Source organism: Saccharicrinis aurantiacus, from assembly GCF_001660705.2.
GTDB classification, from domain to species: domain Bacteria; phylum Bacteroidota; class Bacteroidia; order Bacteroidales; family Marinilabiliaceae; genus Saccharicrinis; species Saccharicrinis aurantiacus.
This window is the reverse complement of sequence record NZ_LYBV02000001.1, coordinates 53804-78439: the sequence shown is the minus strand read 5'-3', so window position 1 is coordinate 78439 and position 24636 is coordinate 53804. Positions and strand designations below refer to the sequence as shown.

The window sequence follows — 24636 nt, the reverse complement described above, 5'->3', positions numbered from 1 at the left end:
AATAAAATTGCCCGACAATGGAAAATTGCCAACACATTAAACTTAACAGCTGTACCTTGTGACATCCGTAAAAAATCTTATTTTTGTGGGCTGTAGAAAATTAAGCATAGGTATAAGATGGAGCAAAATAGCACACCCCCTCAAAAGAAGTCGAATAAAACCACCATTATTATTGGAGTTACAGCTGCAATATTGGTATTTATTATTGGCTACTTGTACTTTCAGAACAAAAGTGAGATGCAAGGCTATATAGATGAAATGCAGGAGGAAAAAGCAATTCTTACCTACGAATATCAAGACCTAGCTACGAATTTTGATTCGCTTCAATCAAATAGTGATACGTTAAACATTATGCTTGAGCAGGAAAGGGAAAAGATTGCTCAACTTATTGAAGAGATCCAAACTGTTAAAGCTACCAATTCATCTAAAATTAGGGAATATAAAAAGCAATTAACATCAATGCGTCGGGTATTGAAAAGCTTTGTTTCACAAATAGATTCGTTAAATCAGAAAAACCAAGAACTAACAGAAGAAAATATTGCTTATCGTAAAAGGGTTAGCTCAATGCAATCGAGTGCGCAGCAATTAGAAACCGAAAAAGAAAAATTAGAGCAGGTAGTAGATATAGCCTCCAAATTAGAAACTTTTAATATGGAAGCCTCTACAGTGAATGCAAATGGCCGCAAAACCACACGTTTATCTCGAATAGATAAAATTAAGATTTGCTTCACTATTCAAAAAAATATTACAGCCGAGGTTGGTGAAAAAGAAATATTTTTAAGAATCCTTCGACCTGATGGCGCATTATTATTTCACTCGCGTGAAGATATTTTCAAATACGAGAGTGATGAGATTTATTTTTCGAGTAAGAGGGTAATTGAATACGGTGGCGAAGAAGTGGATGTTTGCTTATACTATAAAGTAGATTCAGGAGAACTTACAAAGGGAGAATATACCGCTGATATTTTTGCTGATGAAAGAAATATTGGCACAATGACTTTTACTCTCAAATAATAATTGAGATAAAAGCATTTCGTTTGGCTTTTAAATGAACGAATATCAAAACAATACCTTAATTTATGATGCTATTAGGAAATAAAAATTGGTGGGTTTTGATTATCGCTATTACTATTTATAGCAATATTTCAGGACAAGATAATACCATACCACAGTTTCCGGAGTGGATGATAAAGCAACGTATTGAAACGCTAAATGAACAAACACCTATTGAGCTTAATTATAACGAAAATGTAAAAGCTTATATTGATGTTTACACAGTAAAAAGAAGAGATCACTTAGCTAACATTATTAGTCGCTCAAAACTATACTTCCCCCTGTTTGAGGAATATTTAGCAAAATACAATCTACCATTAGAACTTAAATACCTTGCTGTTATTGAATCAGCACTCGACCCTAAAGCAAAATCCTCATCGGGAGCTATGGGGCTTTGGCAGTTTTTATACCACTCGGGTACAATGTTCGATTTAAAGGTTACAAGCTATGTTGATGAACGCTGCGACCCTATTTTAGCCACTGAAGCTGCCTGCAAATATTTAGAATATTTATACCGCAATTTTAACGATTGGCAATTGGCGTTGGCTGCATACAATGGTGGTGTAGGTGTAGTGAAAAAAGCGATTGAACGATCTGGCGGTATTACAAATTACTGGGAACTCAGACCATATTTACCCGAACAAGTTAAAGGTTATGTACCTGCTTTTATTGCAGCAACGTATGCCATTGAATATTCAAAATATTACGACACGCCAAACCTTGAACCCAATTATGTATTTTCTGATTTAGATACTGTATACGTTCACAAAAAAATATCGTTTGATGAAATAGTAAGCAGAACAGGTATTGATTTAGTGGAACTACAGCAGCTAAACCCAATGTTCACGAAAAATATAATTCCGAACAGAGAAAAACCAACTTGCCTTTTTCTACCAAAAAAATATATTTCTCGATTTATCGAAACGGGTTCTAATGTGGAACTGAAAAAATTAAAGAAAGAATACCCTCTTCCTCGCACAAAAAAAATCATACATACAGTGGTAAAGGGAGAATACTTCCATAAGATTGCCATAATGCATAGATGTACAATTGAAGACATATTACATTGGAATCACTTAAAATCAAAAGATATACACCCAGGACAAAGATTAACCATTTGGGTTCCATCCTACAATAATCACTTTTCTATATTGAAAGAAGTTTAGGTTACAAACTAATTACACCACAAAAAGATACTTTTTGCACTTCTTCTGTTGGAACAAAAACTACCAATAACGGTTGTTATATTGTAAACAACAAAATAATCAAAATAAATTATGAAAAAGAACACAGACGCCGGATTACTATTGATCCGTTTATCTATAGGCTTGTTAATGCTACTTCATGGTTTAGCTAAACTCAGCGGAGGAATTAACTTTATTAAAGGAATGGTATCACAATTGGGCTTACCTCAATTTTTAGCTTACGGAGTATTTGTTGGAGAAATATTAGCTCCCATTGCCATAATAATTGGTATAAGAACAAGGTTAGCCTCAGCAGTATTTGCAATTAATTGTTTAGTCGCCATTTTTATGGCACACAGTAATGATATATTTAGCCTTGGCAAACATGGCGGTTGGGCTATTGAGTTATTAGGACTCTATTTATTTGGCGCCCTTGCTTTGTTTTTTACTGGTGGAGGAAAATACGCATTCTCTAAAAACAATATTTGGGATTAGGTCCCAAAACTAATTCTTGTAACAAATATGCTATGGTTTTGAAATATTATCATTCTAAACCATAGCGATCTTTAATTCTTTTCGGCCAAAACCATTGCCAAACGAACCACATGATGCGGTATTGCTTTATTGGCGGACTCATACACTTCTTGCAAAGTTGCTTTAGAGTTACCTTTTAAAATTTCTTCAACCTCCATTTGCTCATAAGGCATAACGTATTGCTCAATATCAACAGATTCTCCATTCTGATATAGCGTAGCTAAGTGAGAATATACGGTAATCAAATTAATTCCGAGTTGAGCAGCAATCACCTCTGGTGAACTTCCTTTTTTATATAAATCGTAAGTTTTTTCGTATGCTGGTTTTGTTCTTTTTCCTTTATTCTTAAAAGTGATTATTTCATCAACAAAAGCTTGACCATACTGATCCCATTTCTGATTTCCAACACCTGAAATTTCTTTCATCTCCCATTCGTTAGTTGGCATGTGAGATACCATTTCTGATAATGTAGCATCTGAAAACAATATATATGGAGGAACGCCTCTTTCAACAGCCATCTTTCTACGCAATTGTCGTAATTTTTCGAATAAGCTTCCTTCTGTTTTAGGTACTGAAGCTTTATGCGAAACCTTTTTAGGTGCAACCTTTGTCTCTCTCTCAATCTTTTGATTGAGTAAATGTAACTGAACTTGAGCTCCTTCAAAAAGCACTTTATTACTCAAAGGCGTTAATGCTAAAATACTTCCGCGTTGGTATTCAATTTTTAGATATCCTAAACCTAATAGTTGATTACATATTGTAGCCCATTGGTCGGCTGTTTTTTCGGTTCCTGCACCAAAGGTTTTAATTTTATGAAAATCGCCAGCTAAAACATCTGGTCGTGATTCTCCCACTAATACATATGGCAGCAATTCCTTACTTAACTTACCTTTGGCTCTTACCACTGCCGACAAAGCTTTTTGAGCCAACACCGTACCATCAAATAAAAACTGTCGCCCTTTGCAATTATCACAAGCACCACAATCTTCTGTTGTCCATTCGCCAAAGTAATTCAACAACAACTTTCGCCTGCAATGATTCGACTCTGCAAAATGAAGCATGCGATCTAATCTGGCATTTAAAATCACTCTACGTTCAGCCTCTTCGTTAAATTGAGCTAGTATATTATAATCGCGAACGCCATAAAACAGCAAAGCATTAGCTGCCATCCCATCTCTTCCACTTCGCCCGATCTCTTGATAGTACCCTTCAATATTTTTAGGCAGGTTATGATGTATTACCCATCTAACATTAGATTTGTCAATACCCATACCGAAAGCAATTGTTGCGCAAACAACCCTGATTCTATCATTAATAAAATCACTTTGAACCCTATTTCTCGATCCTGCCTCCATACCAGCGTGGTAATACCCTGAAGATATGCCATTATCCCTTAAGTACTTTGATAGATCCTCTGTGTTTTTTTTACTCAAACAATATATTATTCCCGATTCATCTGTGTGTTGCTTAATAAATTCGAGAATCTTTTCTTTACGTTTATAGGCAGGCTGAACTTCAATAAAAATATTAGGCCTACTAAATGAATCTTTAAAAACAACCGGTTCCACTAAATTAAGCTGCTGCAGAATATCATTTTGAGTAAGCGGATCGGCCGTTGCTGTTAATGCCATAATTGGCACATTTTTAAACTGACGTTTTAAGTACCCTAACTTTTTGTAATCAGGTCTAAAATCATGTCCCCACGATGAAATACAATGGGCTTCATCAATGGCAATTAAACTAATTTGAAGTTGTTTTAAAGTATAGAAAAAATGCTCGCTATTCATTTTCTCAGGAGATACATACAGCAGCTTGATTTTGTGATCTACTAAATCATTCATCACTTGCTGTTGCTCCATATCGCCAAGCGAGCTATTTAGGTACATCGCCGATACTCCATTCTCGCGTAAAGCCTCAACCTGATCTTTCATTAAAGCAATCAAAGGAGAAACCACAATTGTAAGCCCTTTGCCCAATAAAGCAGGAACCTGAAAGCAAATACTTTTACCTCCACCCGTTGGCATTAAAACCATACAGTCCTTTTTTTGAAGTACAGTTTTTATAACCTCCTCTTGTGTTGGACGGAATTTACTATACCCAAAAGTATTTTTAAGAATTTGCTGAGCCCTATTTATTTGCATGCCGCAAAAGTATTATTTTTTGCACGGATTCTTTCTTTTTTTGTAACCTCTTTACAATAGATGTTGTCTTACTAAGCAGAACATAAATAGAAATAAAAAATAATAATTATGGAAAATATTTTAGTACCTGCAATCGTATTTGGCTCTATAACAGCCATTATAATATCAATAGCTCATTTTAGAACCAGAAAAGCAGAACGCCTTGCCTTAATTGCAGCAGGAAAAGATGCGGGCTTGTTTAATGAAGGGGAAAAGAAAGAAAAAACATCTGGAGCCTTAAAGTTTGGTATTGTTGCAGTAGCCCTAGGCATTGGTTTATTAGTCGGTGATTATTTGGCTAAAAGCACCGATATAAATGAAGCTGTTGCATATTTTTCAATGATGTTACTCTTTGGTGGAAGTGGTTTATTGAGTTTCTATTTTATCCAGAAACAAATAAATAAAAAAACGGATAAGTAGACGAATAAAAACAAAAGGCGCATTGTAATTAAGTACAATGCGCCTTTGTTATATTGTTACAAAAATATTACTTCTTAAATTTCCAAAGCTTCATCATTTTATCAAACACTTCAGTATTCTCATATATACCCATAAATTCTTCAGCTCCTGGACCGATGGCAAATACAGGCACCATAATTCCTGTATGATTCCCTGTTACAAAGCCACCATTAACACTTCCTGTTGACATATCGCCACCTGTAACTGCCATACCTCCCGTTTCATGATCAGCTGTAACAATTACTAAAGTCTCTTTATCTTCAATTGCAAACTTTAATACCTCACCAATAACCTTATCAAAATCTAACATTTCGCCAGCTACAAATGAAGTACTATTTTGATGACCACCCCAATCAATTTGGGATCCTTCAACCATTAAAAAGAAACCATGTAAATCAGCTGATAAAGTTGAAATGGCTTTATTAGTGGCATCAACCAACATATTTCCTCTTAATTGATAATCATCGTTATGCTCGTCGGCAGTAAAAACTGCTAATCTTCCATTATTCTGGATTTTCTCTGCTTCCTCCATCGAATAAACGATCTGATAACCCTTTTCAGATAAGTCTTTTGTTAGGTCTTTACCATCTTTACGATTTTTGAAATGAGCAGCTCCACCACCAATAAATACATCAATATCTGTATTTAAAAAATCAGCAGCAATCTCTTCGTACATTTTTCTTGATGGCTGATGTGCAATAAAAGAAGCCGGTGTAGCATGTGTAATTGACGAAGTAGCTACTAATCCTGTGGCTTTCTGATTATCCTCAGCATACTCTAAAATAGTCTTTGCTGGCTTTCCGTTAGCATCCAAGCCTATTGTTCCATTGGTAGTTTTAACTCCACTTGCCAAAGCTGTTCCTCCTGCAGCAGAATCCGTCACATAATTATCACTACTTTGGGTTTTTGAAAAACCAATATGCTTAAAATTACAAAGATTTAACTCGCCCTTATTGGCTGTTAGACCAGTAAAAACCTGGGCAACGCCCATTCCATCACCAATTAATAGTATAATATTTTTAGGCTCTTTTTTAAATTTTAGCTCACTCTCAGTATACTTTTTTACCTCATAAAAATCCTCGTTCTGATAACTCAGATTTTCCGCTTTATCTTTATAATTTTCTTGTGCACTTGTAACTGCACTCCCCCCTACAAAAATGGCTATTAAAGCCACAAATTTTACTATTCTCATATTTTCTATCAAATTTATACTCGGATCAAAGAAATCATTTCAATATTAACTACCCATTACCAAATACTTTTATTTTTTTAACCTAAACATCACATTCAAACCCTATGATTTATATTTTTTATCATTTGCCTGATTTTTTGAATCCAGGTAATCGAATAAACCAGTATACACAATTCCAATGCCAATAATTGTTCCCCACAATGCACCTAAGCTAATATCTAGGTTTGTATGAACACCCAATAAGACTCGCGAGTAAGCAATTAGTAAGGCAATTAAATAAATAGTAACAACACCATACTTGTTAAACCAACTAAATCGTAACAAAAAAATATAACTAATCAGAAATGCCATTAAAAAGGCATTAACTGAATGTCCTGACGGAAACGAGTAACCTGTTTCTTTTAGCCAGTGTTTCCAAATAATGGGTTGCACTTCCATATCCCCTAACACGATAGGGCTTTGATTTGTTTCAGCTATAACATTTTTTAAGTACTCTGTTCGCTCTTTTTTAGAATGGAGGCTATACATTTCTTCTAAAGAAAACTTGTTAAACTCTGATAACCATTCAATATTTGGTCGTGGAGCTTTTATTTTTTCCTTAATAAAGTGTTCGTTAATTTGAGCAACCCCAATAAAAACACCTGAGAAAACAACAAATATCATCAAGAAATATTTCCACTTAAATTTCCCTCTGATAATACTGATAAAAAGGGCGGTTAAAAGTAGAATAATTCCACTACCTGCTACACCCCCAATATTTGTTATGCCTAACCATAACTGAGCCATTAATTTATTTGATACCGAAAAGTACTCGAGGCTTACACCAAACGAGGCAAAAACAATAATTAAACTAACTATTGCTATAGGAAGTATTATACTTATGCGTGATTTCATTTTATACATTGCTATAAATAATTGAAAGGCTAAATTAATGCTAAAATTACAATAATAAGCTCTACCGGCTTTATTAGTTCACTCTGCATACAATTTCAATTGTAAACAACACTCACTCTCATCAATTAAGCACTTAATTGCTTGTTGAAACAATTCAATTGTTATATAGATTCTTACTTGTTGCACTCGCACTAAATAATTACCTTTAGCCGACTTCAAATTACTTCATCAAATCAAAACTTGATATAATATAACTCAGAATAATGACGAAAAAACAAAAAATCGGAGTTTATACAGGCGGAGGCCTGCTCCTCACTTATTTAATTTATTACTTCTTTTTTAGCACAACCATAACCGAAGACACACTCATTGTTAGCAAAGTTAAACAGGGTGAATTTCAATCACTCGTATACAGCACAGGGCAACTTCAGGCCGAAAAATCTGTTTCCATAAATGTACCAAAAGAGCTTGGGGCTCGATCAATAAATATATACGAAATTAAGGTTACCCAAATTATTGAAGAAGGTACTGTGGTTGACTCAGGAGAGTATGTAGCCTCATTAGATCACAGTGCTGTTGAAGAAAAACTTGCTGATGCATTAACTGCACTTACCGAAAAAATGGAAGCTTTTGAAGATGCTAAGATTGACACCAACATCAACCTTAGTAATTTGCGTGATGATTTACAAAGTACCCGTATTGATTTAGAAGAAAAAGATTTGGTTTTAAAGCAATCTAAATACGAATCTCCTGCCGTTATCAGACAGGCAGAATTGAATTTATCAAAGGCTGAACGAAAACTTGAACAAGATTTGAGAAACTACAAACTCAAAAAACAACAAAGTCAATTTAAGGTAAAACGTGCTTACAACGAAGTAAAGAAAGTACAAGACAAAGTAGATGACATTGAGAATCTTTTTGAGGCACTTGATATAAAAGCTCCGGCACCAGGCATGGTTATTTATAGTTTTGATAGGATGGGTAATAAAATTAAAGTGGGAAGTTCTGTTAACAGGTGGGCTCCAAAAATTGCCGAACTACCAGATTTAACAGCTATGATTTCTAAAACTTTTATTAATGAAGTTGATATCTCAAAAGTAAAGGTAGGCCAGATTGTTCACATTGGTGTTGATGCATTTGCTGAAAAACAATTTGAAGGTGAAGTATTAGAAATAGCGAATATCGGACAAGTAATCCCTGGCGGAGATTCAAAGGTTTTTGAAGTAACCATAAAAATAAATGGCTCTGATACAGATCTAAGACCAGCCATGACCACAAGTAATAAAATTACAACCCAAACCTTAGAAGATGTAATTTATGTTCCGCTTGAAGCTATATTTTATCAAGATAGTATACCGTTTGTTTACACCAATAAAAACAACACAAAAAAAGCAGTATATCTAGGTCCTGAAAACGAAAACTATGTTGTTATTAAACATGGCTTGAGCGAAAAAGAGTCTGTTTACCTTAACGAACCTATTAACAAAGCAGGCCAAATTGAAGGAATTGAAATGTATGACACGATACAAATTAAAAAACCTCAAGAAATTGTTAAACCTGATTCGATTAGCCCCAAGGCTAAAAGAAAACGTGGAAATAAAATGAAGCTAGAATCATAGCTCCTATTTAGTGTTCACCCTATAAATTATATAACATGAACTTACCAATAAGGAAGCTATATACAAGATACATTCATAACGTAATAATAGCCATTGAGGCCATTACGGCAAATACACTAAAATCATTACTAACTGCCCTTGGAATTATGTTTGGGGTTGCAGCAGTAATTAGTATGCTTGCCATAGGAAAAGGTGCTCAACAAGAGGTGTTGGAGCAAATTAAAATGGTTGGTGTAAATAACATTATTATCACTCCTGTTAAGGAAACTGTAATTAGTGGAGATGGCACCAATTCAGATGATGATAGTAACCAAAAATCAAAACGAAAATCAAAAGGACTTACTTTGGTAGATGCCGAGTCTATTCAAAAAACCATACCAAGTGTTGATAAAGTTAGTCCGGTTATATCAATGAATTATTATGCGGTTAAATACGATAAAAGTTATCCCATTGTTTTAGAGGGTGTAGCTCCTGAGTATTTTTCCTTACTAAACATTGACATTGTTAAGGGTAAAATATTTAGCGATGAGCAAAACGAAAAGGGAGTACCCATTTGTGTTATTGGCGATAATATTAAAGTAAAATTCTTTAATCAAGAAAACCCAATTGGCAAATACATTAAGGTTGGCGAAAACTGGTTAAGAGTTGTTGGCGTTGCCGAGAAACGAGACTTTACAGCTTCTGCATCTGATGAAATGGGAATTTCCTCATCGGATAATAAAATATTTATCCCCACAAAAGCACTTCTTTTAAGGTTTAAAGATAGATCCAGAATTAATCCGAAAATATTTGAACAAATGAGCCGTGGCGGTAATAATTCAAACTCTGAAGACAAAGCCACGATTGAAAATCAGCTAGATAAAATTATCATTCAAGTAAAAGAAACCAACGAGTTGAGTGCTACAGCTGATATAATAAAAAGGATGTTGTTAAGAAGGCATGCTAACCTTTACGATTTTGAGGTTACTGTTCCTGAATTATTGCTGAAACAACAACAGAAAACCAATGATATTTTTAACATAGTACTAGGAGCCATTGCAAGCATATCGCTTATAGTTGGGGGAATTGGTATTATGAATATTATGCTAGCCTCAGTGTGGGAACGTATCCGAGAGATTGGTACACGACAAGCTATTGGCGCATCTCGTAAAGATATTATTGTTCAATTTTTAGCAGAATCTACCCTAATTAGTATTGGAGGTGGGTTAATTGGCATTGTGTTAGGCGTTTTATTGGCCTACACCATAGAAGCTACTGCTGGCATAAAAACAATTGTCTCCTTTATATCGGTATTTATTGCCTTTGGAGTATCTGCCACAGTAGGAATTGTTTTTGGTTATATCCCAGCAAAAAGCGCGGCAAGTCAAGATCCTGTTGAATCGCTTCGCCACTAATAGCACTAATAGTAAGATTATTTGCAGATAAAGAACATATAAGTAAACTGGATTTTATTCCATAGTACAAATCAGTATACAGATGAAAAAAATAATAATTGCCCTCATAATATCCTTTTCAATAAACTGTGTTTATGCGCAAACTGATAGTATATCACTCAGCCTGAGTCTAGATCAGGCAATTGAGTTTGCCTATTCTCAGTCAATTTATAGTTTCCGACAAAAAAACATGTATCTATCCCGATACTGGGAATTCAGGAGTTACAAAGCAGAGCGTTTACCTTTATTAGGCTTAACCTCTACTCCAATTAACTATCAGCATTCTGTTATCTCAAGGTACGACCCTGATACAAACGAAGATGTATTTGTTCCAACAGAACGACTCACATCTGATGCTTCGTTACAAATTAGTCAGAATATTACACCTACTGGTGCTAAAATCAACGCATCTACGAGTCTACAACGCATACAAAATTTTGAGTCTGGAAATCTATCGTATTACACAACTCCGGTTACCATAGGTATTTCGCAACCTTTAAATGGTTTCAACCAATTTAAGTGGCAGGCAAAACTTGAACCTCTTAAATTTGAACAAGCCAAAAGAGAATACTTGCAAAGTTTACAGGAACTTTCAATTAGATCAACTAATTCATTTTTCAACCTGGTCAATGCCGAAATTAACTTATCAATAGCTGAAACTAATGTTTCAAACGCAGATACACTTTATCGAATAGGAAAAGGTAGATTTGAAATTGGTACTGTAACGCAAGACGAACTATTAGATTTAGAATTAAGTTATCTGAATGCAAGTATGGCATTGGCTCGTGCAAAAGTTAACTTGCACCAGGCGCGTATTTCTTTAAATTCTTTTTTAGGATTTGATGATAATGTATTCATACAATGTATAATTCCTAGAGACATCCCAAAATTTAAAATAAATGTAAATGAAGCAATGGATGAAGCGTTTGCCAATAATCCGGAGATTTTGCAGTTTCAACAACAATTAATTGAAGCCGATAGGAATTTAGCGCAGACCAGAAGTCAAAATGGTATAAATGCAAACATCTACGGAAACGTAGGATTTAATAAAAATACGGATGATTTAGGACTTGCCTATCAAACCCCTTTTGGAACAGAGGAAAACTTGCGCTTTTCATTGGATATGCCAATCGTTGATTGGGGACAACGAAAAGGAAAAGTACAAATGGCGAAATCAGACAGAGAAGTTACTGAAGCCACCGTAAAGCAGGCTAAGATAGATTTTGAACAAGATATTTTTATCAGCGTAATGGAATTTAACATGCAAGAACAACAAGTTAAAATTGCATCTAAAGCTGATACCATTGCACAAATGGGTTATGAAGTAACCAAGCAACGCTTTTTAATTGATAAAGTAGACGTGATAAAACTTAATGCTGCTCGAAACTCGTTAGATGCCGCTAAAAGAAATTACATCAGTAGTATACAATCTTATTGGAATAGTTATTTCTCCATCAGAAAGAAAACACTTTTTGATTTTGAAACTCATGAATCATTAATTCATGAACTTGATGATTTACTTCAGAAATAAGATGTGTATTCTATTATAAAAGCTTCACTTTATAACAAGACGTAAAATAAAATTATGCTCAATAAAGTATCCAAAAGAAATCAACTCATAATAGGAATAAGCGCCTTATGCTTAATTGCCTTTTTTATATTTAAACCTTCAGCAATAGTTAATAGTAGTAAAACAGTGGATGTTAAAGAAGGTCCATTTACTATGGAAGTTGAAGCTACAGGAGAGATACAAGCTTTAAAATATGAGGAAATTTCCATACCTACCCTACTTAATAATAGAAAACTCCGTATTTGGGGTTTAAAAATAACCGACCTAGTTGCTGAAGGCACTCAGGTTAAGAAAGGAGATTATGTGGCTACGCTTGATCCTGCTGATGTTGAAGACAGGCTTAAAAAAAGCATGGAAAAAGTAGATGAATATCAGTTAGCTTTTGATAATGCCGCCTTGGATAGCACTATTGCCCTTGTAGCTTTTCGCGATCAGATAATTAACGCCTCAGACGATATTCTTGAAAAAGAAATAAAAGTTGAACAATCGAAATTTGAATCAAAGGCCATTCAACGTCAGACTGCAATAGAATTAGAATTGGCTCAATTAGAATTAAGTAGAAAAAAAAGAACCCTAAGTAAAGAGCAAAATAGACATAAAGTAAAAATTAACAGAGCAAATAAAAGGCTGCAAGATGCCCTTAAACTGCAAAACGAACTAACTGAATTAGTTGCACAGTTAAAAATTACATCTCCTTCAAACGGTATGGTTGTGTATGCGCGAGGCTGGGGTGGTCATAAAGTAAAAGTTAATAGTGATGTTGGCCCTTGGAGTCCTACAATTGCAATAATACCAGATTTAAGCACACTTGTTTCTGAAGCAATTGTTAAGGAAATTGATATCGCTAAAGTGAAAGTTGGGCAAAAAGTAAAAATTGGTATTGATGCATTTCCTGATGATAATTTTAAGGGTGAAGTTATTCGAATAGCCAATATAGGACAACCCATATCAGGTACAGGCATGAATGGCTTTAAGGTATTGATTCAGATAAATGCAAAAGAGAAAAAGATTCTCCCTAGCATGACCACCACCAATATGATAACGGTTGCTGATTATCCATCTGAACTAATACTTCCACGTGAAGCTATTTTTGGTAATGATACCATTAAATACGTATTCAAAAAAACTAGCGGATTACCAATAAAAACATACGTTAAAACAGGAGGTGAAAACGAAACAAAAATGAGAATTATAGAAGGTATCAGCGAAAATGAAACCGTGTTATTAACCCGCCCAAATAAGTTTGAATAAAAGATTAACTGTACCTCATAACTGAAGTTATTAAAAGCCTATTAAATTGATAGTGGAAATTGCACTAATAATGTTATGAAACATCTGTTTTAATTACTGAAAAATATCTTCAATTAAATGCATCTATTTATATTTGTCTCTCCAAAATCGTAATTTATCGCTTTCGTGTAGAATTTATAATGATATTACACCTTAGCATTTTGGAAAAAATAGAAATAAATTATCTCAATAAAATTAAAAGAAATATAATTATGAAAGTAACCGTAGTTGGAGCTGGTAACGTAGGGGCAAGTGTAGCAGAATATGTAGCTATCAAAGACTTTGCTGCTGAAGTTGTTTTAGTTGATATCAAAGAAGGTTTTGCTGAAGGTAAAGCAATGGATTTAATGCAAACTGCTTCTTTAAATGGTTTTGATACTACCATTACTGGTGTAACTGGTGATTACTCAAAAACTGCAGGTAGTGATGTTGCTGTTATTACAAGTGGTATACCTCGTAAGCCAGGTATGACTCGCGAAGAGTTAATTGGTATTAATGCAGGTATTGTTAAGCAAGTTTCTGAAAACTTAATTAAATACTCTCCTGATGTTACTTTAATCATCGTAAGTAACCCAATGGATACAATGACTTATCTTGCCGCTAAAGCTACAGGTTTACCTAAAAACCGAATTATTGGTATGGGTGGTGCATTAGATAGCGCTCGCTTCAAGTACCGTTTAGCTGAAGCTCTTGAATGTCCTTCATCAGAAGTTAGTGCAATGGTTATTGGTGGACATAGCGATACAGGTATGGTTCCTTTAATTGAAAAAGCTACACGTAACTGTGTTCCTGTTTCTGAATTCCTTTCTGAGGATCAAAAAAGTTCTGTAGTTGAAGAAACTAAAGTAGGTGGTGCTACATTAACTAAGTTATTAGGTACTAGCGCATGGTATGCTCCAGGTGCTGCTGTTTCTGAAATGGTACGTGCTATTGCTTTAGATTCAAATAAAATTTTCCCTTGCTCGGTATTATTAGATGGAGAATATGGTTTAGACGATATTTGCATCGGAGTACCTTGTGTAATAGGTAAAAATGGTGTTGAAAAGATCATTGAAATTGAACTTTCAGATGCTGAAAAAGCTAAATTAACAGAGTCTGCTGCTGGTGTTAAAAAAACCAATGCTGACTTAGCAAGTAGCTTATAATTTAGTATTATAAAATATACAATTGAATCCTGAGTCGAGCTCCGACTCAGGATTTTTTATTTGCAGACATGAATAATCATCATTCATCACCAAAATCACACCTTTAATCAACAAAAAACATCATTTTATATAACCTTATGCTATTTTTTGCGTTACCTTAGTGTCGTTTTAATTAATCTCTTTAACAATAGAACTAAAATTTAATCTGTTATAACTAAAAAAAAGGTTTAAATTTAGTTTTGTAATATAATTGATAGCTACATGAAGAATGCATTTTACACAACAACTATTATTCTTGCTTTTATTATTGGAATATTCAATCAAGATATAAATGCACAAGAACAAAACGCAACGCCTGCCAAAATTGTTAAATCAGGCTTAGAAGGTCAAGAATTAAATTTAAAAGAACAATTTGATTTTGTAATTACTAAATCAGAATCCTACCAATCATACAAAGTTGTAAAAACCTCTTCATTAAATAAATTAAAAGTTAATTCTCTAGATTCTATTCAGATTTACAAAGATCAAATTAAGGATTTAGAAGTAATTAACGATAACCATATTAAGGAAATAAATAAGCTAAAAGAAAACTTATCTGAAACTAATGAGAAATTAACCTTAGTTAGTAATGAGAAGGATAGTTTCTCTTTTATGGGCTTTTTGATGCTTAAGGGTACTTACAGTACAATGATGTGGTTAATTGTGCTTGTTTTAATTATTGCAATTGCGGTATTGGTATTCTTATTTAAGCGAAGTAACTATGTTACCACTAAAACAAAAGAATCTCTTAACGATAAACAAGACGAATTGGATAAACATCGTAAATGGGCGCTTGAAAGAGAACAGAATTTGGCGAGAGAGCTCAACAAATTAAAACAAAAGTACAAAGGTTTTGAATAAAGACTAATATCATTAACACATACAGAGGTAGAGCTTTTACGTTCTACCTTTTTTTTGCTTCAGAAATTAATCACCCTTAAACAAACTATATCATGAAAAATATTTTATCATTAATAGTGATCGCTTTTACAGCATACTCTTGTACAAAACCTCCTACAAAAACCTATAATTACGACCTTGATTTTATTAAGAAGAACACGGAAGTTATTGAGTTAAGCTCAGAAGATGGGCAATCGAGAGTAATGATTACCCCGCACTATCAAGGAAGAGTTATTAGCTCATCAAATAATGGGCTTAAGGGGACAAGTAATGGTTGGGTTAACTACAATGCTTTTGATAATGACAGCCTTAATACGGGACAAAATATTGGCGGAGAGGATCGCTTGTGGATAGGGCCACTTGGTGGACAATACTCTTTCTACTATCAACAAATAAAGCCTATTGACGAGGATAATTGGAAAGTACCAGATGCTTTTAATGCTGAACCCTATGAAGTTATTAACCAAAGTGAAAATTTGGTTTTGATGTATAAAGAAATGCTGTTAAGAAATTTTATAGGAAGCGAATTTAATATACGAGTGAATAAAACTATTTCGTTATTAGAAAAACATGAGATAGAAACAAACCTAGGCATTAAACTGAATAGTAGCATAAAAGCTGTTGCTTTTAACAGTAAACATTCTCTTATTAACAAAGATACCATACAGTGGACTAAACAAAGCGGACTACCCTGTATTTGGAGTTTAGCTATGCTTCCAGGAAGCGACAATACCAATGTATACATACCCTTAAAAAAAGACGTAAAACTTAATGAAGTTGGCATCTATTTAAGTGATATTAATGAAGACCGAATTCTTATTAATAATGGCATTTTGAAATACAAGGCAGATGGAAAGTATAGAAATAAGTTAGGTTTTAATCCTGATGTTTTAATGGGAAATACTTTTGCTAGTCTTTCTCCTGAAAACAACACTTTAACAATTGTACAATACCAAAGAACGGATGATACCTTATATTTTAACTCTGAGGTTAGTATACAAGATAATCCATACTTAGGGGAACCTATACAAGTTTATAATCATGGACCAATGGATTTTTCCGAACCTAATGAGAATGCATTTTACGAATTAGAAAGCACCTCAGCAATGAAAGAATTAATGCCTAATGATTCAATTACACATTTTCAACGAGTTTATCATTTAAGTGGCGAGTTAGCCCAATTAGAAAACATACTTAAACAGATACAATAAAAAAAGGAGGATGCATCACTGCATCCTCCTCCAAACTACATTCTATAATAAATCTAATCCAAAATTATTTTTTCAGTACTCTAGTAACTTTATCAGCTACTTTAACAAGATATACTCCTGTTGGTTGAGATGATAAATCAACTTGAGTTAAACCACCAGCTGCTCTTATTACTGAAACTATACTTCCTGTTGCACTGTGTATAGTAATAACTGAACCGTCAGCTACATCAGTTATATTTAATACATCAATTACAGGGTTAGGGTATACATTTATTCCAGCTTCCTTTGTTTTATTTTCAAGATTAGTTGCAGTACCTTCTTTAACTATTACTTCAAAAGTTTTTGTTTCTGTTAATCCATCTAACTCAATAGTAGCAGTTAATGTAAGCGCTGCATCACTACCTGAAGGCTGCACTACACTTCCATCATTGGCTACAACTGATAGATTTGAAGATTCCCAAGATACAGTAGCCCCATTTTGCATTAATGGTAAAACAATATCTTCAGTAACTGCAGAAACATCTCCTAAAGTCAAATTAGCTTTTGCCATTGCTAATGTTTCAGCAACAGTCATCGACTCAATCTTAACATTACCAATAAACATACAGTTACCTCCAAATTCAGATGCTGCAGTAAAATAAACATCACTTGCACTATAAATAGTGTTGTTTTCAACCTGAGTATTACGAAGTACCCAAGAATCTCCAATATCAACGTTCTCTACCATTACATCTATTGAAAATATATCTTGTACTGCTGTTTTTGTAGCTGTATAAGTAATTCTAATTACATCACTTTGAATATCTGGAGTACCGGCAGCTGCAATATCATTTGGATCTAAGCCCCATTTATTAGCATCTATTAATAACGCTTCTGCATTTGAAGCACCAAAATACGAAAATACACGCATTGTTCCATTTGGTAATGAACCATTGTCATCCCATGAACTCTGTTGCACTTCAAAACCAAGAGTGTTAGCGTTATATGTTTCCCCAGCCATATTATTCTGGCCATTTGTATTCAATCCATCAGCAACTAATCCAAATAAAGTAAACTTTCGATTATCAAAAATTGGGGCATCAAGTAGTTGTACATCAATATCAACTGTTAATACAACACTTTGTCCTACTGCCCAGTTTGAATAGGGATTTAAAGTTTGTATGCCTCCTCTCCAATCAAATCCTTGTATACGTCCATCCCCTGTTGCTGACCATCCATTTGTATTACTAGTTGATGTCCAGTCATCATTCCATTGAATCATTTTACCAGAATACCAATCTTCAAAAGTTTCTTCAAATACTAATGATTGTGCTTGTGTGCTTAATATCACTAAACAAGCTAATAACATCGTGTAAAATCTTTTCATAAAATAAGTTTTAAAATCTTAATTAATTTTTTTTAACATTTATTATGAATCAAAATTACAGACTTAGCCTGTTTTCTACGGTAAGATATTAGAATTTAAGAAAGGGGTAAATTAGAGATTAACAAATTTAACGATGCGAAAAAAACACCCCCTATTTAAATAAAATACAGCAATTTAAAAGTTGAAAACCACGAGAAATAGCTATAGTATCTGGTTGATAATATATAAGTTAGAGATATCTACCCGCAATAATAGAACAATCATTCCACTATATATTTCCTCTCTTTTTAAATTTAACCTAACGTAATGTGGTATATACTTTTGATATAGGGTATTTGATTGTAATTTATTAGGTGAGATAAACATCAATATTGCTTATTTAAGTTTTAAATGGCTCATATGTATACTAACATTATAAAACTGCTGAAAATAATTTAAGGCAATTCTAAAATTGAATTGATGTTATAAAAAGGAGGATACATAAAGTATCCCCCTAAAAAAAAATCTATGATTGAAAATTATCTCTTTAATACTCTGATAGCTTTTGTTCCTACTTTTATAATGTAAACGCCTGTAGCTTGTCCTGACATATCAATCGATAATGATTCATCTGATGCAACTACTGCTTTTACAACATTTCCGGTTGCGCTATAAACAATTACATTATCACCAACAACTGCATTGTTAATATACACCATATCCTGAATTGGGTTAGGGTACACCACAATATTGCTTGTTTTATCAACCTCTAATGCTGTAGATGTATCGTAAATAATGGTAACAATAGTTGAGCCAGTAAATATGTCTCCATTATCGTTGGTAGCAGTAAGACTTAATGTAACATCAGTATCTTGACTTACAACAGGAGCTGTAAATAAAGCTGATCTACTATCCGATCCATTCAAAGAAATACTATTATCCGAAATCGTCCATTCCCAATTTATTGCAGTAAGTGAATTTATATAAGATGGAACTGTTACTTCATCATTTTGTTCCACTTCAATAGTAGCTTCAACACTACCAAAAATACCACCGTAATCAATATCATCAAATGAATTTAAAACCGCAACACCATTTGTAAGCATTTTCCAAGTAGGTGTAGTTGCAAAATCGAAATTTACATAACTTCCTTGATTTAGTAATTCAACAGAAGTTAAAGATGTTGCATTATCATCGGTAACACCGCAATTTTCATCATAATAAGAATTACTAACTGTAGGGGTATAAACAGGATCTCCAGTATAAGCAGTAATAAGACCTACTATAGCATTTGCAGTGGCGTCAACACCATTATCCTTAATGTGACCATAAAATGCACAATTACTTACTGCAGCGTTACCATTAGCCCAAGTATCACCAAGCATAGCAACAATACCTCCACTACTATAGTTTGCTACAATATTTACATCAGCAAAACAGTTTGTGACACTACCTTTAGGCAAATAACCTACAATAGAACCAACCTTTCCACTACCTCTAATTGTACCTCCTAAAACGTAACAGTTTTCAACTGAATGTAAATCGTACAATTGGCCACAGAATGCCGCAATACGCTCATCAATTTGATTATCATCAGCATTAATATTTACATTAATTAAGCCAAGGTTCATAATATCACCCGAAGCATCTCCAAACATACCAAAGAACTGATTATTTTGATCTTCGTGGCGAGTAACCGTTAAGTTTTTAATCACATGATTATCTCCATCAAAACTACCTGTAAATTTAGATATATCTCCATCAACAGTAGTATAGCCCATTGGATAATAAACATGTCCATCCATATCAATATCAGAGGTTAATATGAAATTCTTACCATAATGCCCTACATATTGAGATACCTCGCTTAGCAACGCAGCACTATTGATTTGATAAGGATTCGTATCTCCATCACCTCCTGCATAAGCAGGCTCAACCATTGTAATTGTTCTCATGTCAGAATCCGCAATACCATCTTCATCCTTTGCCGTTACCGTAAGGTTATACTGCCATTTACTAGCTATAAAACTTGCTTCATATGTACCTCCATTATTGGTCATAGTATAAGTGTTAACACCATCACTCAATTCCATACTAGCGATTGGAGATCCTGATGTAGCATTGGGTGTTGCAGTTGCCATTACTGTAATATTATCACCGCGAGAGTATCCATCAGTAGCAGAAGTAATTATTGTAGATGGATTAGGAGGATATGGAGCTTGTTCCATTTCTAATTTTAAATAATCCCATGTCATAGCTCCACCTAAATTTTGCTTAAAATAAACTGTAAATGCTAACAAATCGCCCCATTCTTGATACAATTTTTCATGCTGAAGATCTACTCTATTTAATGTTGTTATTTCTGTTAGACTTTCCCCTTCAACTTTTTCAGCTTTTAGCTCAATATCAAACATATTTTCTGTTGCCTTTTTTGTAACGGTATAAGTGAACCTAACAATATCACCATCAGTAATATCTGCAGCAGTATGACTAATTGAATTATCATTTATTGAACGAAAGAATAATCCATTATTAGTATAAGTTTCAAAACCTAAAGTAACATCTGAACCACTTGAATTTTTATCTGCAGTAACTGTTGCTCCACTTAAAGGTACCCTTTGTGTAATACCAAATATAAAATTACGGGCAGCATTAGTAGAATTGTCAACATCATTAATTTTCACATCACTAGTAATTCGTATAGAATTACCCGGCTTCCAATAATTTAAAGGATTACCTGACATATTATAACCTCTCCAAGTACTTATAGTAGTTATACCGCCAGCACCATCGGAAGCTAAACCATTGGGGTGATTAGATCCTACCCAAACATTGGTTGTGTTATCATCTAACTTATCTGTACCTAAATTACCGACAAAACTATTGAAGTCATTTTCGTAAACTGTTGTATACTGTCCATTCACTAATGTAAAAGGCACAAGAAAAACAAAAAGCAATATTGTTTTTAAATTGGTGTATCCGTTATTCATATACATATATTTTATACTTATTAAACATTAATTAACAAATGCAATATATGCTCTACACAACAAAATAAAGGTGGGTAACTTTTGAATAATTAGGGGATAAAACCAATAATAAATAAGAGTTCAATGCATTAAACCCATAAATATTAATGCAAAAAAAAGAGAATGCAGAAACTGCACTCTCTTTAAAACAAAAATTAATGATTGAAAACGATATCTATAAAATAATCTTAGTGGTAGTGTTTCCTACCCTTACCAAATAAATACCTTTATTTAGGGTTAATGGTATTTGTATTTTATTGGATGCTAAAGTCCCCTCTTTAACTATAGCACCTTGGATGTCGTAGATTTTGTAGGCTGAAACTTCGTTACTCACATTATTAATAAATAATACGCTATTTGAACAGTAAACTTTTACTTCGTCTTTTGTCTCTGGTAAAATACTAGTAGGAGTATCCCCTTTTTCTAACTTTACTGAAGACCATAGAAGCCCATGATCCTCATCGGTTCCATTAGAAATTCCACCTGCATTATAAGGTATCTTTGTATAAGCTGTAAATACAGTATTATTAGCTGCCGCATTATAAATTATAGCTTGGGTAAAAGTACTTTCTAAGGTAGATACTTCAATATTATTACGAGTAATAACCAGCTTTGAACTAAAACTATCAGCATCGTTTAATTTCGTTACTAAATATTCAAACTTAATAACATCATTATCCGCAAGGTTTGCAATTACAAATGACTTATCAATTTCATTTGCCAATCTTACTTGCATTTCGCCTTCTGTTTCTGATATATCTCTTAATTCAAAACCTATAGAAACTGCACCCCCATATGATGGAGCATCACCTCTATCTGGATTACCAGAATCATGATCCATCCTTTCAGTAATTCCAAACATTAAATCTCTCGCTGTTGAACCACCAATATCAAAAGACTCATCAAATATACTTGCATCAGTAATCACAACTTCTGTAGTTATTTGCACACTCTTACCTGCTAACCATTCTCCAACAGGTTTCCCGTTCAAATGGGCCCCTCTCCAATTACTTTGAGTTTGAAGACCACCTTCTCTTTTTACAAAATTTTGCCATATTTGATTAGCTCCTGTCCAAACAAGGGTCTCTCCTTCCTTTTCTAAAAGAATATTTTGTCCATTATTTAATGAAGTAAAATCCGATTCATAAACCGTTGTTAATGTTTGAGCACTTACATTTAAACCAATAAATGCCATTGCTAATAAAATGTAATTTTTTTTCATACTTTTTTAATTAAACTTTAGTGATATATTTCTGAGGCCTAAATATATCCTAAGGAATAACTAATAACATGTGTCCTTTTTCAAAAATAACAGTGGTAAACCCTACATCTTTATTCACAACAAATTGAGTGTTTTTTTCAAGGGAAAATATCATAGACCTCCCTCTTTCATCTAAATTAAGCCCCCCATCTTACGGTATTCTGCAGGAGTCTCTCCTGTAATCTTCTTGAAGATACGGGTGTAATACTGCTGACTATTAAAGCCTATTTCTTCACTAATTTGTCTTTGCGACTTTGAAGTAGTTATTAAAATTTCCTTTGCTTTATCTATTCGTTTGTTATTTATAAAATCAGTAGGCAACATACCAGTTAGCTTTTTAAACTGCCGAGAAAAATGGTCTTTTGAGCAGCAAGCTATTTGTGCAAGATCTTCAACTTTTATATCCTGATAAAGATTCTCTGAAATATGAACAAAAACCTTATACATCTTGCTTTTAGCCTTTGAGCTTGATGGTTCTCCTGGAATATCAACAATAAACCTACTAAACAGCTGTTTTAATATTCCGATAGTTTCGAGCTGAACTCCATTAGATAAGTGCGACATATTATTAGAATACCAATTACGTTGCTCGTAAATATTAGGGTCGGAATATTTTAATGCCAAAGATGGATTCAACTCTAACAATCGATTAAACAAACTATAATCTAACAAACTCGCCTTCACCTCGTGTTGTATCGTAATATTATCAAATATCTTAATACCACTTGATAGTTGATGGGTAAAGTGTAAATAATACTGACTCAAGGATTCAACACAGTGATAACCGCAGTGTGTATAGCTTGGAATAAAATACAAGTATCCGGGTTTTAATCTGTACATCTGATTGTTTGGATGCACAAACCCCTCTCCTTCCGTAATTAAATATATACGTGAAAACGGACTCACAATATTGGAATAATTCCAATCCATACCAACTGTAACCTTGGAGGTATTAAAAATATTAACCTTAATGTCATTTATAAGTCCTGGTGCCAACATAATTTAATCGTTTTTACAACATTACAATAGTACGCAACAAAATGTCGGATTTATGCAAAATTTAGTCGGAATATTAGGGGGTAAAAATTACTATTCAAGTTAAATTCACCATTGTATTCAGCTTTAAATTAATCTACAATATGACACCAAAAGAAAGAGTTTTTGCCACTATCAACAGAGAACCTGTTGATTACCCTGCTAGTTGGTTGGGTTTACCTGTTCCGGCCGCGCTGCCCCAATTATTTAGATACTTTAATGTAGATAGTATTGGAGCTTTGAAACAAAAACTACAAGACGACGTTTGGCCCATTGAAGTTCCTTATAATAATGCGCCATTTAATGATGTTGGTTGTGCCTTGCAATTTGCCAAAATAGATGAAGGCGGCACCCAAGATGAACGAACATTAACGGCACCAGGTTTTTTTGAGGGGCAAATAGATCCTTCCATCATAGATACCTTTGACTGGCCAAACCCGATGGATTATCTCGATATTAAAAGAACCGAACAAGTTTTAAATGAAGCGCCTGACAACTACTTTAAACTTGGTATTATGTGGAGTGCCCATTTTCAGGATACTTGTGCGGCCTTTGGTATGGAAAATGCCCTTACTACCATGATGATGTATCCTGATATGTTTGAAGCAGTCATTAATAGAATAACTGATTTCTATTTAGAATTGAATGGCCAATTCTACGAGGCTACTAAAGGAAGACTAGATGGTGTACTAATTGGAAATGATTTTGGAAGCCAAACTGCTTTAATGGTTGACCCTGATATGCTGAGAACATATGTTTTTCCGGGTACACAAAAATTAGTTGAACAAGCTAAAAGTTACGGACTAAAAGTAATTCATCACTCATGCGGAAGTATACATCCTATAATTAACGATCTATATGATATGGGAGTTGATATTGTGCATCCTATACAAGCATTAGCAACAGATATGAGTGCTGAGAATTTGAACAGAACTATTAATAATGGTGTATTTTGTGGTGGTGTTGATGCTCAAGAATTATTAGTTAACGGCACACCTAACGAAATTAAGGAAAGAGTTCATGAAATTAAAAAACTGTTTCCATCTGGACTAATTATTTCACCTAGTCATGAAGCAATATTACCAGACATTGCTCCTGAAAACATCGAAGCTTTATTTACATCTATCAAACAATAAAATTTCTCTAATCTAACAAGTACCCCATACACCAATTAAACTGCACACATTAACATGTGTATGGGGTACTATTATTAAGGATTATTGCACATTCTATTGTCTATTCTGATACACCACCTTACTTAAA

19 protein-coding genes are annotated in these 24636 nt (G+C 33.9%); 12 read left to right on the top strand and 7 right to left on the bottom strand.

Features of this window, described 5'->3' with window-relative positions:
* Positions 1-117: 117 nt before the first annotated feature.
* From A8B35_RS00325 to A8B35_RS00315, 3 genes are all read left to right on the top strand, one after another.
* Positions 118-1014, top strand: a complete 897-nt coding sequence (locus A8B35_RS00325) for a hypothetical protein (RefSeq protein WP_075601600.1) — start codon at positions 118-120, stop codon at positions 1012-1014.
* A gap of 65 nt (positions 1015-1079) precedes the next feature.
* Positions 1080-2219 (top strand): lytic transglycosylase domain-containing protein, encoded by a 1140-nt coding sequence (locus tag A8B35_RS00320; RefSeq protein WP_075601599.1) that lies wholly within the window; start codon positions 1080-1082, stop codon positions 2217-2219.
* Between the two features lie 111 nt (positions 2220-2330).
* Positions 2331-2732 carry a DoxX family protein gene (locus A8B35_RS00315; RefSeq protein ID WP_075601598.1) on the top strand — a complete coding sequence of 134 codons (402 nt, stop codon included), beginning with the start codon at positions 2331-2333 and terminating at the stop codon, positions 2730-2732.
* Between the two features lie 71 nt (positions 2733-2803).
* On the opposite strand, the gene recQ is transcribed toward A8B35_RS00315, so the two are convergent.
* A complete protein-coding gene (recQ, locus tag A8B35_RS00310) occupies positions 2804-4912 on the bottom strand; it encodes a DNA helicase RecQ (RefSeq protein WP_075601597.1) in 2109 nt (702 codons plus the stop codon).
* A gap of 108 nt (positions 4913-5020) precedes the next feature.
* On the opposite strand from recQ, the gene A8B35_RS00305 reads away from it, so the two are divergent.
* Entirely contained in the window at positions 5021-5371 is a 351-nt protein-coding gene (locus A8B35_RS00305; protein WP_075601596.1) for a DUF6249 domain-containing protein, read from the top strand.
* A gap of 67 nt (positions 5372-5438) precedes the next feature.
* On the opposite strand, the gene A8B35_RS00300 is transcribed toward A8B35_RS00305, so the two are convergent.
* Together A8B35_RS00300 and A8B35_RS00295 are read right to left on the bottom strand one after the other, a co-directional pair.
* The gene (locus A8B35_RS00300; protein ID WP_075601595.1) at positions 5439-6602 is read right to left on the bottom strand and encodes an alkaline phosphatase; all 1164 of its coding nucleotides are present in this window, start codon (positions 6600-6602) and stop codon (positions 5439-5441) included.
* A 102-nt stretch (positions 6603-6704) separates the two neighbouring features.
* Entirely contained in the window at positions 6705-7496 is a 792-nt protein-coding gene (locus tag A8B35_RS00295) for a phosphatase PAP2 family protein (protein WP_171973128.1), read from the bottom strand.
* Positions 7497-7759: 263 nt separating this feature from the next.
* Here A8B35_RS00295 and A8B35_RS00290 point away from each other — a divergent pair, with 263 nt between their 5' ends.
* The 7 genes from A8B35_RS00290 (at position 7760) to A8B35_RS00260 (ending at position 16703) form a co-directional block, all read left to right on the top strand.
* Positions 7760-9115, top strand: coding sequence for an efflux RND transporter periplasmic adaptor subunit (locus A8B35_RS00290; protein ID WP_075601593.1), 1356 nt, complete (start codon positions 7760-7762; stop codon positions 9113-9115).
* A 35-nt stretch (positions 9116-9150) separates the two neighbouring features.
* On the top strand, positions 9151-10509 hold the full coding sequence (locus A8B35_RS00285; RefSeq protein WP_075601592.1) for an ABC transporter permease: 1359 nt from the start codon (positions 9151-9153) through the stop codon (positions 10507-10509).
* An 82-nt stretch (positions 10510-10591) separates the two neighbouring features.
* Positions 10592-12079: a TolC family protein gene (locus A8B35_RS00280; protein WP_075601591.1), complete on the top strand. Its 1488-nt coding sequence runs from the start codon at positions 10592-10594 to the stop codon at positions 12077-12079.
* Positions 12080-12133: 54 nt separating this feature from the next.
* The gene (locus tag A8B35_RS00275; RefSeq protein ID WP_075601590.1) at positions 12134-13369 is read left to right on the top strand and encodes an efflux RND transporter periplasmic adaptor subunit; all 1236 of its coding nucleotides are present in this window, start codon (positions 12134-12136) and stop codon (positions 13367-13369) included.
* 251 nt (positions 13370-13620) lie between these two features.
* Positions 13621-14553: a malate dehydrogenase gene (locus A8B35_RS00270; RefSeq protein ID WP_075601804.1), complete on the top strand. Its 933-nt coding sequence runs from the start codon at positions 13621-13623 to the stop codon at positions 14551-14553.
* Between the two features lie 261 nt (positions 14554-14814).
* On the top strand, positions 14815-15453 hold the full coding sequence (locus A8B35_RS00265) for a hypothetical protein (protein ID WP_075601589.1): 639 nt from the start codon (positions 14815-14817) through the stop codon (positions 15451-15453).
* Positions 15454-15545: 92 nt separating this feature from the next.
* Positions 15546-16703, top strand: coding sequence for a DUF6786 family protein (locus A8B35_RS00260; protein ID WP_075601588.1), 1158 nt, complete (start codon positions 15546-15548; stop codon positions 16701-16703).
* Between the two features lie 64 nt (positions 16704-16767).
* On the opposite strand, the gene A8B35_RS00255 is transcribed toward A8B35_RS00260, so the two are convergent.
* The 4 genes from A8B35_RS00255 to A8B35_RS00240 all read right to left on the bottom strand — a co-directional run bounded on the left by A8B35_RS00255 (position 16768) and on the right by A8B35_RS00240 (position 23337).
* Positions 16768-18069, bottom strand: coding sequence for an immunoglobulin-like domain-containing protein (locus A8B35_RS00255; protein ID WP_083634249.1), 1302 nt, complete (start codon positions 18067-18069; stop codon positions 16768-16770).
* Between the two features lie 518 nt (positions 18070-18587).
* A complete protein-coding gene (locus A8B35_RS00250) occupies positions 18588-21038 on the bottom strand; it encodes a T9SS type A sorting domain-containing protein (protein ID WP_075601586.1) in 2451 nt (816 codons plus the stop codon).
* A 214-nt stretch (positions 21039-21252) separates the two neighbouring features.
* Complete coding sequence (locus A8B35_RS00245; RefSeq protein ID WP_075601585.1) at positions 21253-22299, bottom strand: T9SS type A sorting domain-containing protein; 1047 nt, start codon at positions 22297-22299, stop codon at positions 21253-21255.
* 171 nt (positions 22300-22470) lie between these two features.
* A complete protein-coding gene (locus A8B35_RS00240; RefSeq protein ID WP_075601584.1) occupies positions 22471-23337 on the bottom strand; it encodes an AraC family transcriptional regulator in 867 nt (288 codons plus the stop codon).
* Positions 23338-23477: 140 nt separating this feature from the next.
* Between A8B35_RS00240 and A8B35_RS00235 the strand changes: the two genes are divergently transcribed.
* Positions 23478-24509 (top strand): uroporphyrinogen decarboxylase family protein, encoded by a 1032-nt coding sequence (locus A8B35_RS00235; protein WP_075601583.1) that lies wholly within the window; start codon positions 23478-23480, stop codon positions 24507-24509.
* Positions 24510-24636 lie beyond the last annotated feature (127 nt).